Here is a 13949-nt window from a genome sequence, read left to right on the forward strand (position 1 = left end):
CTACGCCGCTTCCGGCAGCCGAGCCTGCAGCGTGCGCGGATCGCGGGGAAGCGTGACGCGGACCACGGTGCCGACGCCGAGCTTGGAGCGCAGCTTCATCGAGCCGCCGTGCAGATTGGTCAGCGAGCGGGCGATCGCAAGCCCGAGGCCCGAGCCCTGGTAGCTCTTGGTGAGCTGGCTCTCGACCTGCTCGAACGGTTTGCCGAGCCGCCGCAGCGAGTCCGGCGCGATGCCGATGCCGCTGTCGGCGATCAGCAGCACGATCGAATCGTCCAGCATCTGGCCGCGCACCAGCACGCGGCCATTGTCGGGCGTGAACTTCACGGCGTTGGAGAGCAGGTTGACGATGATCTGCTTGACCGAGCGGCGGTCGGCGACGACGGAGATCGTGCTCTCGATATCCGATTCCAGCGACAGGCCCTTGTGCTCGGCGCGGCCGGACACCACCCGCAGCGACTCGGCGAGGATACCGGAGAGGTTGAGCGGCTCCATGTCGAACTTCATGCGGCCGGCCTCGATCTTCGACATGTCCAGGATGTCGTTGATGACCTCGAGCAGATATTTCCCCGATGTCAGGATGTCGTGGCAGTATTCCTCGTATTTGTCCGAGCCGAGCGTGCCGAACAGGCCAGAGCCCATGATCTCGGAGAAGCCGATGATGGCGTTGAGCGGCGTGCGCAGCTCATGGCTCATGTTGGCGAGGAATTTCGACTTCGCGGCGTTGGCGTCCTCGGCGCGAGTCTTTTCCTGCGAATATTTCTCGGCGAGGTCAGCGAGCTCGACGGCCTGCCGTTCCAGCTCGGATTGCGAGCGCTGGAGGTCGATCACGGTGGCGCGCAGCCGCAGATCGTTGTCGACCAGCTTCTGCTCGTGCGCCTTGATGCGGGTGATGTCGGTGCCGACCGAGACGTAGCCGCCGTCCTTGGTGCGGCGTTCGCTGATGTGCAGCCAGCTGCCGTCGTCGAGTTGGGCCTCGAAGGTGCGGGCGCCCGGCGCCGGCATGCCGCTCTCGTGCAGGCGGGTGCGCACCTCCGGCATGCTGCCGACCTCGATCACGGTCTCGTAGGAGGTGCCGGGGGCGACGGCGCTGTCGGGCAGCTTGTGCAGCCGCTGGAAGTGCGAGTTGCAGAGCACCAGGCGATCCTCGGCATCCCAGAGCACGAAGGCCTCCGGGATGGTCTCGATGGCGTCGCGCAGCCGCAAGTCCGCTTCCACCGACTTCTCGGCTAGGCTCTTCTGCTCGGTGATGTCGACCGCGATGCCGATCAGATGCAGGCCGCCGTCGGCCGCGGCATGGCTGAGCTCGCAGCGCACCCGCAGCCAGATCCAGTGGCCGCCGACATGGCGCATGCGGAAGCTCTGGTCGATGTGATCGATCTTGCCCGAGATCAGCTGGTCGGCGATGTCGAACAGGTTGATGTCGTCGGAGTTCACCAGCGCGTTGACCTCGCCGAAGGTGAGCAGATCGTTGCGGCTATCGAGCCCGAGCAGCGTGAACATCGACTGCGACCAGAAGATCCTGCCGCGCGACAGGTCCCAGTCCCACAATCCGCAACGGCCGCGGTTGAGCGCGGTGTCGATCCGGCCGCGCACCGCGTCGTTGATCAGATCGCCCTCGCGGGCCCGGGTCGATTGCCAGTGGAAGGCGAAGCCGAGGATCAGCACCACGAAGCTCGTGGTTGCCGACAGCGTCACCGAGAGCGCGGCGTCCGATCCCCAGATCGGCTCGTTCATCTCCTGGATGACGACGATCTGGCCGGGCAGCGACTTGACGAGCTGCGAGATCGCCAGCGCGCCGGTGCCGCCCGGCAGCGTCATGTCGTTGACGACGCCCTGCTGGCCCGGCGCGATCATCAGTTGCGCGGTGGAGACGATGTCGAGGATGCGGTCGTTCTCGCCTGCACCGTCGATCGGCACGCGGGCCAGCACGCGGTGATCGGCGCCGGTGATGATGACGTGGCGGCCATAGGCGTTGCCCCAGGACGGGATCAGGTCGGGCAGCAGCTCCTGCAACCGCTCGATATTGGCGAGCCGGTCGCGACGCACCGAGGTCAGGCGGTCGAGGCGTTCGGCGAGGATGTCGGAGAGCGCGGCAAGGTCGCGCTTCATCGCGCCGCGCTTCTGCCGGTTCTGGTCGATCACCTGGACGAAGGCGCCGAGGCAGATGGTGATCAGGAAGGCGATGATGAGAGTAGGCACAGCGCGGCGCAGTGCAGGCTCGGCCGTCAGGAGCCTGTGATAGGCCGGTTTCGCGATCGATTGCGCCAATCCCTTGATCGAATCGGATTGGACGCACGCGTTCGCTGCATGCGCGCGCGCCATGCCTTAGACCCCCGCTCTAAGCTGATTTTTACCCGGTTCGGATGCTCCCCACGATGCATCCGAATCATGATCATTTGAATCCAGATTTCCGGGACTGTCGAGAGTCAACGATTCGTTAATGCGAAATAATTCTTGTCCAAAACAGAATCACGATGCGCAAAGTGAGTCCGAAACAGGAACGCCTCCGTAGAATTACGCGCGCGCCGGTTCTGCATGACTGATCACGCGCTTCACGGTGGGGAACGCGCGCCGCAGTTTGCGTTCGATCTCGTCGACGCCTTCGTGCACCTTGATCACGCTCATCGTGGGCGTGGCGCGGCAATGGAAGTTGACGATCTCGCCTGCGTCGGTGTTGCGGACCCGCACGTTGTGAATGTCATGGATCGCGCCGCCGGCTGCAAATTCGGTCAGCGCGGCCCGGATGGTTTCGACGCGATCCGGCGCTGCGTCGGTTCCCCACGGCAGTTCCGGCTCGAGCGGCTCGATATGGGTGTCGACCTCGACGTCCTCGCCGAAGTCCTCTCGGATCGCGCGCTCGAGTTCGTGGGCGATGTCGTGCGCGGCATCCAGCGCCATGTCGCTGTCGACTTCGAGGTCGATGCTGACGATCAGCTTGCCGCCGATGTCGTGGACGGTGACGTGGTGGATGGCGAGGCCGGAATTGCGCGCGATCACCATGATGCGCTCGCGCACGCTCTCATTGTCGCGCGCCACCGGCACCGCGGTGAAGGTGAGGTCGGCGTCGCCGAACGCCTCGCTCACCGCCTCCTGCGCCCGCCGCTTGATGTCCTCGACGCGGTCGATCGGGTAGGTGCGCGGCACGGTGGCGATGGCATCGATGAAATGCGTCGCGCCGACCATGCGGACCCGCAGGCGATCGACATCGACGACCCCCGGCACGGTCTTGATGGCAGCGGTGGCCTTCTCCTGCGCGCCTTCGGGGGCGCGGTCGAGCAGGGTCTCGACCGTCTCACGGGCCATGCGGAGGCCGAGCAGCGAAATCATCACCGCGACCGCGATGGCCGCTGCGGCATCGCCCCACCAGAAGCCGAGGCCTGCCAGCACCAGGCCGACGATGACGGCGGTCGAACCCATCACGTCGGAGGCGAAGTGCAACGCGTCGGCGGCGAGCGCCTGGCTCTTGGTGTCGCGCGCGGCACGGTGCAGCGCCCGGGCGCGCCACAGATTGACGCCGATATCGACGACGAGCACGATGAAGGGAATGGCCGAGATCGAGGGCGGCGGCGCTCCCTCGCGCAGATGGCTGTAGGCCTGCACCAGGATGCCGCCGGCCAGCACATAGAGCAGGCCGATGATGAACAACGCCGAGACGCTCTCGAACTTGCCGTGGCCGTAATGATGCTCGGCGTCGGCCGGCTGATCCGACACCCGCACCACCGCCCAGGTGATGATGGTGGCGACCAGGTCGATCGAGGAGTGCAGCGCCTCGGAGATCAGCGCCAGCGATCCGATGGCGATGCCGACGACGAACTTCGCCACCGCCATGCTGCCACTGGCGAGGATCGAGATCGCGGCGACGGATGTCTTGCTGTGGGATGCGCTGGCGGGTGAAGAATTCATGGGCGGCGGTTTAGCAGGGAGTCCGTGAACATCAAGTGTCAGTCGTTGTTCACCACGCGCAATCGCCACTCAGTTGCAAGTGCGTCCCGGCGGTGGAGTTGTTGCGAACTATTCCGAATCTCAAGACGTACACTGCGCGAGCTCATCGGTGGCATATGTTGACGCCGAGATCACGCCGTCGTCCTGGCGAAAGCCAGGACCCATAACCACAGGATCGCGTTGTTGAAGTGAACTGTAGCAACTGCATCGTGTCATGACGCGCATTCGGGGTAATGCGTCCTGGCTTCCGCCAGGACGACGGTGAGGATGGTTCTCGATTCAAACAACCGGTGTCATCACCCGCGCAGGCGGGTGAACCAGTACTCCAGAGGCAATAGTACGTGAGCCGAGAGGCCGCGGCGTACTGGATCGCCTGGTCGAGGTCGGGCGATGACAGCTTGGATGAGGACGCGGCTTCGCATTCTCGCGGCATCATTAGTCCGAGCTTTGCTCTTCGTTTCGCCCGTCAAACAGGAGGGCGCAGCGAATGCCGGGTGCGCGCTATTTCCCAAGGGAGTAAGCTGATATTCGGTCGGAGATACAGATAAGCGAAGAGCCGATGATTGAATTGCTGGAAGTCCGGGCAGGCGATCTCGAAGGTGATCTCGCATCTGGCGTGCACAGACTGCTGAGCCGTGCTTTTCCCGAGGATGGCCCCAACGACGGCGACTACTATCGTGCAGTAGGTCGACCTGACATGGCAATGATCCTTCGTGACGGTTCAGTCGTGTTTGGCCATCTGGGACTTTACACACGCAGGGTGAGAATTGGCGTCGAGAATGTCGAGATCGGAATGCTCGGCGGGATTGCCATCGCGCCTGATCGCCGGTTGACTGGTCACAGTCGCGCTCTGATTCAGCGCGCTCATCAGCGCCTCGCGGAGCGGCAGATTCCCTTCTCTATCTTGTTTGCTCACGAGCCTCGAATATACCAAGGTTGCGGCTACAGGCTCATGCAGAATGCGACCCACTTCATCGAGCCCGACGGCACGCCGAATACCCTGGTTTACCGCGGTAGCATGTATGCTGAACTATCGAGCACGCGGTGGCCAAATCAACTGCTCGACCTGTGCGGCCGTACTGTTTGAATGGTCGTGTGGCTATCCGTGTAGATGGCTAACAGGTCTGCGCAACTACGGTGGGCCAAGAGATAGCATTCGCCCAATGATTCTTGTCAGCCAACTCGACGAGGAATGTTCCTGATGTCGCCAACGGGATGGGATGCACTCGGACAGTGGGGTGAGGACGCAGTTCGCATCGAGCCACTGTCCGGCGGGGTGGCCAACGACGTGTGGAGCGTGCGTGTCCGGGGGCGCCTTGCGGTCGGTCGGCTCGGCGCGAGGAGCGATGCTGATCTCGAATGGGAGACGGCGCTCCTCCAACGCCTCGACCGCGAAGGTCTGACCGTGCCGGTGCCGATCCCGACGACAGACGGCCGGCTGTTCGCGAACGGTCTTGTGGTGATGACCTATCTGGAGGGCGGACCGCCCGAGACGGCGGACGACTGGCGTCGCGTGGCCGACGTGCTCCGTCGGCTGCACCAATTGACGGTGGGGTGGCCGCAACGTCCGGGCTGGCGGTCGTCGACCGACCTGCTGCACGCCGAAACCGGAACGCGGATCAACCTCGGCGCCATGCCGCCTGAGGGCGTCGCCCGATGCCGAGCCGCATGGGCGAGGCTCGCCGGGCGTCGGACCTGTGTCGTCCACGGCGACCTCAACCCGCGCAACATCCGCATGACGGCAGACCGGGTGGCGTTGATCGACTGGGACGAGTCGCATGTCGACATTCCCGATCTCGACCTGGTGCTGCCCCACAACGCTGCCGGTCTCGACGGCAACGCGCATGATGTCGCCGAGCAGGCATCGGCCGCATGGCAAGCCGCCGTCTGCTGGGACGACGCCTACGCCATCAAGCGGCTTGCCGAGGTTCGAGCGGTCTGAACAACGGTGCGACGATGGCTAGATGGTTCTGACCGAACTATCGAGCCCGCTTGCGCAGGCGCGACTGCGCCGGAGCGGTGGCTCGGTGCGGCAACGCAGCTGGCTGTCGGGGTCGGCGCTGCTGCGGTTGTGCGGCATCGTTCGGCGGTGAAGATTGATGGGTGGCGATAACAGCCTCAATCATTCTGAGGAATGCGAGCCGCTTCGCAATCTCGCTCGCCTGGCGACCGATGCTGTCGCCCGCCTTGGTCCGGCGCGTCAGCTTGGCGCGACGGCTTGAGCGCAGGCGGTTGCCGTTGGTACGCATATGACCCTTCTCCGATTGCAGCGCGGCGTTCGCGTAACGGACCGGCGGTCGCATTCGACTGCCGGACGATCTGCAAGTACCACCGATGTTGAATTGCAACCGAGTGTAAGTACGCGGTTCGATCGGGTCTATTCCGGGAGATTGCGGGATGCCGAAAGTCATGCTCGTTCATGGAACCCAAGCAGCCCGGGTTCCATACGGCACGTTCCCGGCGTCGCGGAAGAGCCCGCGTCGCTATAGCGTCACCACGATCTTGCCGAGATGCTTGTTGGCTTCCATGTGCTCGAACGCCTTGCCGATGTCGGCGAATTTGTAGACCTGGTCGATCGGCAGTTGCAGCTTGCGTGCCTCGACCGCCGGCCAGATGTCCTTGCGCACCTGCTCGAAGATCTCTCTGATCTCATCGATCGTGCGGGTGCGGAAGGTGACGCCGATATACTGGATGCGGCGTGCCGCGTGCAGGTCGAAGTTGAAGTCGGCATGGGTGCCGCCGAGCCGGCCGACATTGACGATGCGGCCCTTGACCTTGGTTGCCTTCAGATTCTGGTTGGCGACGGAACCCGAGACCTGATCGACGATCAGATCGACGCCTTCGCCTGATGTCGCCTGCAACACCTGATCGACCCAGCCGGGATCCTTGGAGTCGACCGCAAGATCGGCGCCGAATTCCTTCAGCCGGCCGCGGCGCATCGCATCGGTGGATGATCCCACCACGAGTTTCGCACCCTTCAGTTTCGCAATCTGCATCGCCATCAGGCCGACGCCAGAGCTGGCGCCCTGGATCAGCACGGTCTGGCCGGGCTGCAATGCGCCATTGGTGACGACGGCGTTGTGCATGGTGGCGAGCGCGACGGGAAGCGTGGCGGCCTCGTCGGAATTCATGTTCGATGGGGTGCGGAACAGCCGGCCGTGATCGGCCAGCGTGTATTCGGCGAACGCCGCGCCGCCGGACCCCATGATCTTGTCGCCGACCTTGACGCCCTTGGCATCGGGCCCGAGCTCGGCAACTTCGCCGGCCCATTCCATGCCGAGCACGGTGCCGACGCCGCCGGCCGCGCCATGGGCGTGGCCCTTGGTCATGCCGAGATCGGCGCGGTTGAGCCCGCAGGCATGGACCTTGACCAGCACCTGGGTGCCCTTCGGCACCGGCTTGGTGACGTCGGTGATTTCAGGGCCGTTGGCTCCGTACACATAGGCTTTCATAGGGTTCTCTTCTGGCTGGGCGGCCGAGGCGTGTCGCAGGACACTTCGGGTTGTTGATGATGTGATGTCAGGGCTGGTGAACGTCCAGCTGCTTGCGGAAGAAGGCAAGGATGTCGGCGTTCCACTCCCTGTGGAACGCAACGCGGTCGAAGCCCGGCTTGTCGGTGCACAGCTTCGGCAATGCGCTGGCCATTCCCGCAGAGCACGGCGCCAGAAAGGCAAAATGGCCGGCATTGCGGACGACATGATAGTCCGCCCTGACCGGCAGCTCGCTGTTGATCGTCGCGACGTAGTCCGGGTTGACCTCCGAGATGCCTTGCTCGCCGCTGAGCTCGGAAGCCCAGATCTGAACCGGTATCTTGATGTCCTTGAACGCATCGCGGTCGAACATGGGACCGAACGCCGGGTCGGCCACCACCATCGCCTTGACGCGAGGGTCATGAACGGCCGGCTGCGCTGGAATCGCGTTGCGTTGGAGCTCCTCGCAACTCGGCTTGCGATACAGCCCGGTGCAGAACGCTGTGGCCTTGCGGATATCAGGATTGGCCCCGGCGACGACGAGGCCGGTGTAACCGCCGCGCGAGAAACCGAAAAAGCCGATCTTGCCAGGGTCGAGCTTGCTCCGATCCGGCCATGCGTCGAGCATGTAGTCGATCGCCCGTTTGATGTCGGCCGAGCGTTCGATCAGCACTGCGAGCGTATCGGCCCGGGTCATATCGCCAGCGCCGGTGTCGGCGGGATGATTGACGGCGACCACGACGAAGCCGGCATCGGCGAGCGTCTCGGCGGTGTCGTGATGCCCGGTGAAGCTGCCGCCGTAACCATGTGAGACCGCGATGAGCGGCAGCCTGTCACCGACGACGGGGCAATCGGTGGTGCCAGGCAGGGTCAGCGTGCGCACCTTCACCTCGCCCGCCGGCGCGGCGCAGGGCGACCACACCGCGATCTGCATGGGCGTGGCGCCGTCTGTCGGCACCTTGATGAGCCGCAGGCCCGCGGCATGGGCCGTTGTCGCCGACAGGCAGAGGGCGGCGACCATGACCGACTTGAAGAGACGCATGCGAACTCCCGCTTGAGCATTCGGTTCTGATTGAATCAGAACCGAAGCCCCAGTCATCGTCTTGACAGTTATTGACTTGACGCGGTCTTTTTCATGCGAACCGATGTCCGTTTCGCTTGATCTCGTCTATTCCGCGGCCTGGCGCTTGCCGCCGGACATCATCGCCTCGAGCCGCTCGCGGATGATCGCTTCCGCCTCGTGCACGATGCGCGACACCAGCTCGGCGCAGGACGGGATGTCGTGGATCAGGCCCTGCACCTGGCCGGCCGACCAGATGCCTTCGTCGGCATCGCCGGTCGCATAGACCATCTTGCCGCGGGCGCCGGCGACGAGCTCACGGACGTCCTCGAACTTGGCGCCTTCCTTCTCCATCGCAACGACCTTGGTGGAGATCGCATTCTTGGCGACGCGCGAAGTGTTGCGCATGGTGCGGAAGATCAGCTCGGTCTCGCGCTCGTCATTGGCGACGATGCGTTCCTTGACGAGCTGATGGATCGGGCTCTCCTTGGTGCACATGAAGCGCGTGCCCATGTTGATGCCTTCGGCGCCGAGCGCCAGCGCGGCAACCAGGCCACGCGCATCGCCGAAGCCGCCGGAGGCGATCATCGGGATCTTCACCTTGTCGGCGGCTGCCGGGATCAGGATCAGGCCGGGGGTGTCGTCCTCGCCGGGATGGCCGGCGCATTCGAAGCCGTCGATCGAGATCGCGTCGGCGCCCATCCGCTCGGCGGACAGCGCGTGGCGGACGCTAGTGCATTTGTGCAGTACCTTGACGCCGTGCTTCTTGAACTCGTCGACATGCTCCTGCGGCTTGTTGCCGGCGGTCTCGACGATCTTGATGCCGCTCTCGATGATGGCCTGGCGATATTCGGCGTAAGGCGGCGGCTTGATCGCGGGCAGGATGGTCAGGTTGACGCCGAACGGCTTGTCGGTCAGCTCGCGGCAGCGCGCAATCTCCTTGCGCAGATCGTCCGGCGTCGGCTGCGTCAGCGCGGTGATCATGCCGAGTGCGCCGGCATTGGCGACGGCGGCAACCAGCTCCGCGCGCCCGACCCATTGCATGCCGCCCTGCACGATCGGGTGGTCGACGCCGAACATTTCGGTGAAGCGTGTCTTGATCATTCTGCCCTCGGTTTCCATCAGAATTTTCCGCGACGCGGACGTGCCGCGCACGGTGTTGTTATGGATGTCGGGCGGAGGATGCAGTCCAGTCCGGCAAATGTCTACCGGCGACCTGCGCCGCGCCCATGCGGAAATGAAGGGGCGTTGCGGTCAGGCGAGGGAAAGAGCGGAAGGTTTCGATGATTTGCTCAGGCGCCGGTGATCGACCACGCGGCGCCTGGCTGAAAGCGACGGGATCGAGACAGCTATTGGGTTGGCTGGGTCTGCTCGGATGTTTGATACGCCGTCACCGTCCGTGCCATCGCGCTCGTCGCTTCCTCGTCGAACGCGGCTGCGATGTCGCGCATGCTGACGACGCCGATCAGGCTGTAATCGTCGATCACCGGCACGTGGCGGATGTGGTGCTTGGTCATGAGATGACGGATGTGCTCGAGCGTGTCGCTCGAGGTGCACGACACCAGTTGCTGCACCGAGACGAACTGCGACACTTTCATGTTGGCGCCGGCCGCACCATGCTCGGCGATCGCGCGCACCACGTCACGCTCGGTGAACATGCCCGCGGCGGTGTTGCCCTCGGTGCGAACGACATCCTTGACCACGAGCGCGCTGATATTGCTCGCGCGCATCAGCTGCGCGGCGATCGCGACTGTCTCGTTCATGCGAACCGTGGCGACGCGAGGGGTCTTCTTGCGCAGGATATCTCCGACTTGCATGGCAACCTCCGTGGATGATCGACGGCGTCAATCTGGTATACATAATACCAATTGTCAACGCGGCGATTGGGAGAATCTACCACCAGCAAACAGCTTAAATAGGCAGGTCTGCTGACGCTTCGAACGATTTGAGCAGGCGTGAATGACAAAAGCGCAAGGCCGATTCAGTCGTAATTGGTATTTGGTATTCCAGCGACCCGCAAGAGAACCCGCCAAAAGGAAAGAGGCGCACCGAGGTGCGCCTCTTTCGGTTCGGCTGGAGATATCCGGATCAGGCGGTTTTGGCGCTCGTTGCGGTCGCAGCCGCTGCGGCGGCTTCGTTGCCGTGGATGAAGGCGCGGCGCATCGGCTTGATCACGAACAGCGCCATCAGCGCCGCGGTGGCGTTGAGCGCGACCGCGATCACGAACACCGCCTGCCAGCCATAATTGGTGGCGACGATGCTGGCGGCCGGCACCAGCAGCGAGGCGGTGCCCTTCGCGGTGTAGAGCATGCCGTTGTTGGTGGTCGCGAACTTCGAGCCGAAGGTGTCGCCGCAGGTCGCCGGGAACAGCGAATAGATCTCGCCGAACACGCCGAAATAGACCGCGGTCGCCAGCACGAACACCAGCGGGTTGTGGCCCCAGGTTGACAGCGTCAGCAGCATCAGCGCGCCGGTGCCGAACGCGATGAACATGGTGTGCTCGCGGCCGATATTGTCGGAGACCCAGCCGAAGAACGGGCGTCCGAAACCGTCGAAGATGCGGTCGAGCGAAATCGCGAAGGTCAGCGCGGCCATCTGGAAGCCGGCGAGCGAGACCGGTGTCGAGGCGATCTTGTAGTCGTGCGCGATCGGTGCGATCTGCGCCGCCGCCATCAGGCCGCCGGAGGCGACCATCACGAACACCAGATACATCACCCAGAAGATCGGGCTGCGCAGCACCTGCGGCGGCGTGAAGTCGATCTTGGTCTGCGGCAGATTGAGCTGCTTCTTCTTCGGCGGCATCAAGACGGCGGGCGGCTGGATGAAGAAGGCGAGGATGAAGACGATCAATCCCTGGCCGATGCCGAAATCGAAGAACGCGGTCTGATAGCCGCTCGCGGCGATCATGTTGGCGATCGGCACCACGGTCAGCGCTGCACCCGCACCGAAGCCGGCCGCGGTGGCGCCGGCGGCGAGCCCGCGACGGTCGGGAAACCACTTCAGCGCGTTGCCGACGCAGGTGCCGTACACCGCGCCGGCGCCGATGCCGCCGATCACGGCGGCGGCGTAGAGCATGGGAAGTGAATCGGCATAGGAGTTCAACACCCAGGCCAGCGCGATCATGACGCCGCCGAACATGATGACGAGCCGCGGGCCGTATTTGTCGACGAACCAGGCCTCGACCGGCACCAGCCAGGTTTCCGTCACCACGAAGATCGTGAAGGCGAACTGGATCGCCGCGCGGCCCCAGTGATGCGCGCCGTCGATCGGGTCGACGAACAGCGTCCAGCCATATTGCAGGTTCGCGATCATCGCCATGCAGACGATGCCCATGACAAGCTGAAGCCAGCGGAAGCCATTGGACGAAGGTTGAGCTTGTGTGACGGCCGTATTGCTGGAAACCATCAAGTCCTCCCGAGCGCGCCGGTCTTGTTGTGACCCTGTGTCGCAATTCTTGTGGCGTATCGTCGCAAGCGCTCGATGGATGTTGGTATACTATATTCCAGAAAGCAAGCCCATCATTCTGCTGCGCCGCAGCAAATGAGGCGTTGCGCGCACCGACTTTCGGCTGATGCGCAGGCGGCAAAAAGAAAGCGCCCGGCGGTCAGGCCGGGCGCTTCCACTTGGCAGCGACGAGGGGGCTGTTCAGGCCGTTGCCGATTTCGCGACTACGATCTTGCGCCATGGCTTGAGCACGGCAATCGCCAGCAGCGAAGCGAGGATGTTGGCGCCGGCCGCGATGATGAACACGTTGTCCCAATGCCCCGACGACTGCTGCATGTAATTGGCGATCGGCACCAGCAGCGCCGCGGTGCCCTTCGCGGTGTAGAGCAGGCCGGCATTGGTGGTGGCGAATTTGGCGCCGAACGTGTCGGTGCAGGTCGAGGGGAACAGCGAGTAGATCTCGCCCCAGGCAAAGAACACGAAGCCCGACAGCAGCACGAACCAGACCGGGTCGTGACCCCAGAGGTAGAGCATCCAGATGCCGAAGCCTTCCATGCCGAAGGCGATGAACATCGTGTTCTCGCGGCCGATCATGTCGGAGATCCAGCCGAAGAACGGACGCGTCAGGCCGTTGAGGATCCGGTCGATGGTCGCGGCGAAGGTCACCGCCGTCATGGTCATGCCGACCAGCGTCACCGGGATGTTGTCGACCTTCCAGTCGACCGCGATCGGCTTCAGGTTCGCCGTCACCATCAACCCGCCGGCGCCGACGATCACGAACATGAAGTACATCAGCCAGAAGATCGGCTGCCGCAGCACTTCGGTCGGCTGGTAGTTGCGCCGGGTCTGGATGACGTTGGCGTTCTGCACCACGGCCGGCACCTGTCCCGCCTTCGGTGCCAGCAGGAAGAAGGCGAGCAGCACGATGATGATGCCCTGGCCGAGACCGAAATACAGGAAGGTGGTCTGGAAGCCGGAGTCCTTGATCATCGCCTGGATCGGCGCGACCGTGAGCGCGGAGCCGGCGCCGAAGCCGGCCGCGGTGATGCCAGCGGCCAATCCGCGCTTGTCGGGAAACCATTTCAGCGCATTGCCGACGCAGGTGCCATAGACGCCGCCGGCGCCGATGCCGGCGACGATCATGCCGAGATAGTAGCCGTTCAGCGATGTCGCCTGCGCGTTGATCGCCCAGCCGATCGCGCAGAGGATGCCGCCGATCAGCACGACGAGGCGCGGACCGTATTTGTCGACGAACCAGCCTTCGACCGGCACCAGCCAGGTCTCGAACAAAACAAACAGCGTGAAGGCCCACTGGATCGATGCGCGATCCCATCCAAACGTCTTCTGGATGTCGGGCACGAAGAAGGTCCACCCGTACTGATAGTTTGCGATCATCACCATTGCGGCGACGCCGATCACAAGTTGTGTCCAGCGATAGGCGTCGCTGACGCGCGCGGCTGTGGGTGCCGCAGTCGCCTGCACCATGTCCGACATTGATCCTCCCAACGCGCGCTTTGTCATCGTTGTGGTTGTGGCGCGCCCGGCGTCATCTTGGTATTCGATATGCCAAGGTTCAAGCTGTCGCAGGGGCAGCGTGCGCTTATGCCGCAGAGATTCGGATGGGCAGATTGGAAGACTAATTCAACGCGCACAAAAATGGCCGCGAAAATCGGGGCCATTGGTCAAAGGTTGAATTTCAGGTCGTGCTTCGGGAACAGGGAAGCCGCGGCCGCGCGGGCTCGCGAATCGTTGGACTCAGAGGCCGAAGCGCGGCAGGTCGCCGTTGCGGTTGGCGATCTCGGCGCTCTTCATCAGCAGTCGGTCGATCGCGGCGAGCAGGCGGCCGAACGGGGTGGAGGTGGGCGCGAGCGCGATCGTGGTGGTCTTGGACATGGACGTCCCCTTTTTGGCTTGGGGCCGGCAACCGACCGGCGCATCATCTGCCGCCAAAGTATGTATACCAGATACCAGATGCAATGAGCTTGTTTGCATAGCAGCATGCGCCACTGTGCATTGCAGCAAAAATGGTCCGA

At 63.7% G+C, this 13949-nt stretch carries 12 protein-coding genes; 2 read left to right on the forward strand and 10 right to left on the reverse strand.

What is annotated here, in order from left to right:
- Window positions 1-2322 (reverse strand): PAS domain-containing sensor histidine kinase, encoded by a 2322-nt coding sequence (locus tag CWS35_RS19110; protein ID WP_024579613.1) that lies wholly within the window; start codon window positions 2320-2322, stop codon window positions 1-3.
- Between the two features lie 192 nt (window positions 2323-2514).
- Window positions 2515-3903, reverse strand: a complete 1389-nt coding sequence (locus CWS35_RS19115) for a cation-efflux pump (protein ID WP_029878847.1) — start codon at window positions 3901-3903, stop codon at window positions 2515-2517.
- A gap of 598 nt (window positions 3904-4501) precedes the next feature.
- Here CWS35_RS19115 and CWS35_RS19120 point away from each other — a divergent pair.
- Window positions 4502-5029 carry a GNAT family N-acetyltransferase gene (locus CWS35_RS19120; protein WP_100953131.1) on the forward strand — a complete coding sequence of 176 codons (528 nt, stop codon included), beginning with the start codon at window positions 4502-4504 and terminating at the stop codon, window positions 5027-5029.
- Window positions 5030-5143: 114 nt separating this feature from the next.
- The gene (locus CWS35_RS19125) at window positions 5144-5884 is read left to right on the forward strand and encodes a phosphotransferase enzyme family protein (RefSeq protein ID WP_100956498.1); all 741 of its coding nucleotides are present in this window, start codon (window positions 5144-5146) and stop codon (window positions 5882-5884) included.
- 37 nt (window positions 5885-5921) lie between these two features.
- Here CWS35_RS19125 and CWS35_RS19130 read toward each other — a convergent pair whose 3' ends face one another.
- From CWS35_RS19130 to CWS35_RS39550, 8 genes are all read right to left on the reverse strand, one after another.
- Window positions 5922-6353, reverse strand: coding sequence for a hypothetical protein (locus CWS35_RS19130; RefSeq protein ID WP_145987184.1), 432 nt, complete (start codon window positions 6351-6353; stop codon window positions 5922-5924).
- Between the two features lie 72 nt (window positions 6354-6425).
- Window positions 6426-7394, reverse strand: a complete 969-nt coding sequence (locus tag CWS35_RS19135) for a zinc-binding dehydrogenase (protein WP_100953133.1) — start codon at window positions 7392-7394, stop codon at window positions 6426-6428.
- A gap of 67 nt (window positions 7395-7461) precedes the next feature.
- On the reverse strand, window positions 7462-8454 hold the full coding sequence (locus CWS35_RS19140; RefSeq protein WP_100953135.1) for a dienelactone hydrolase family protein: 993 nt from the start codon (window positions 8452-8454) through the stop codon (window positions 7462-7464).
- 126 nt (window positions 8455-8580) lie between these two features.
- A complete protein-coding gene (locus CWS35_RS19145; protein ID WP_024579620.1) occupies window positions 8581-9576 on the reverse strand; it encodes a nitronate monooxygenase family protein in 996 nt (331 codons plus the stop codon).
- Window positions 9577-9821: 245 nt separating this feature from the next.
- Entirely contained in the window at window positions 9822-10289 is a 468-nt protein-coding gene (locus CWS35_RS19150; protein ID WP_024579621.1) for a CBS domain-containing protein, read from the reverse strand.
- 271 nt (window positions 10290-10560) lie between these two features.
- The gene (gene oxlT, locus CWS35_RS19155; protein WP_100953137.1) at window positions 10561-11877 is read right to left on the reverse strand and encodes an oxalate/formate MFS antiporter; all 1317 of its coding nucleotides are present in this window, start codon (window positions 11875-11877) and stop codon (window positions 10561-10563) included.
- Between the two features lie 240 nt (window positions 11878-12117).
- Window positions 12118-13410 (reverse strand): oxalate/formate MFS antiporter, encoded by a 1293-nt coding sequence (oxlT, locus tag CWS35_RS19160; protein WP_024579623.1) that lies wholly within the window; start codon window positions 13408-13410, stop codon window positions 12118-12120.
- Window positions 13411-13671: 261 nt separating this feature from the next.
- On the reverse strand, window positions 13672-13809 hold the full coding sequence (locus CWS35_RS39550; RefSeq protein ID WP_168226348.1) for a hypothetical protein: 138 nt from the start codon (window positions 13807-13809) through the stop codon (window positions 13672-13674).
- Window positions 13810-13949 lie beyond the last annotated feature (140 nt).

Source organism: Bradyrhizobium sp. SK17 (assembly GCF_002831585.1).
Taxonomy (GTDB): domain Bacteria; phylum Pseudomonadota; class Alphaproteobacteria; order Rhizobiales; family Xanthobacteraceae; genus Bradyrhizobium.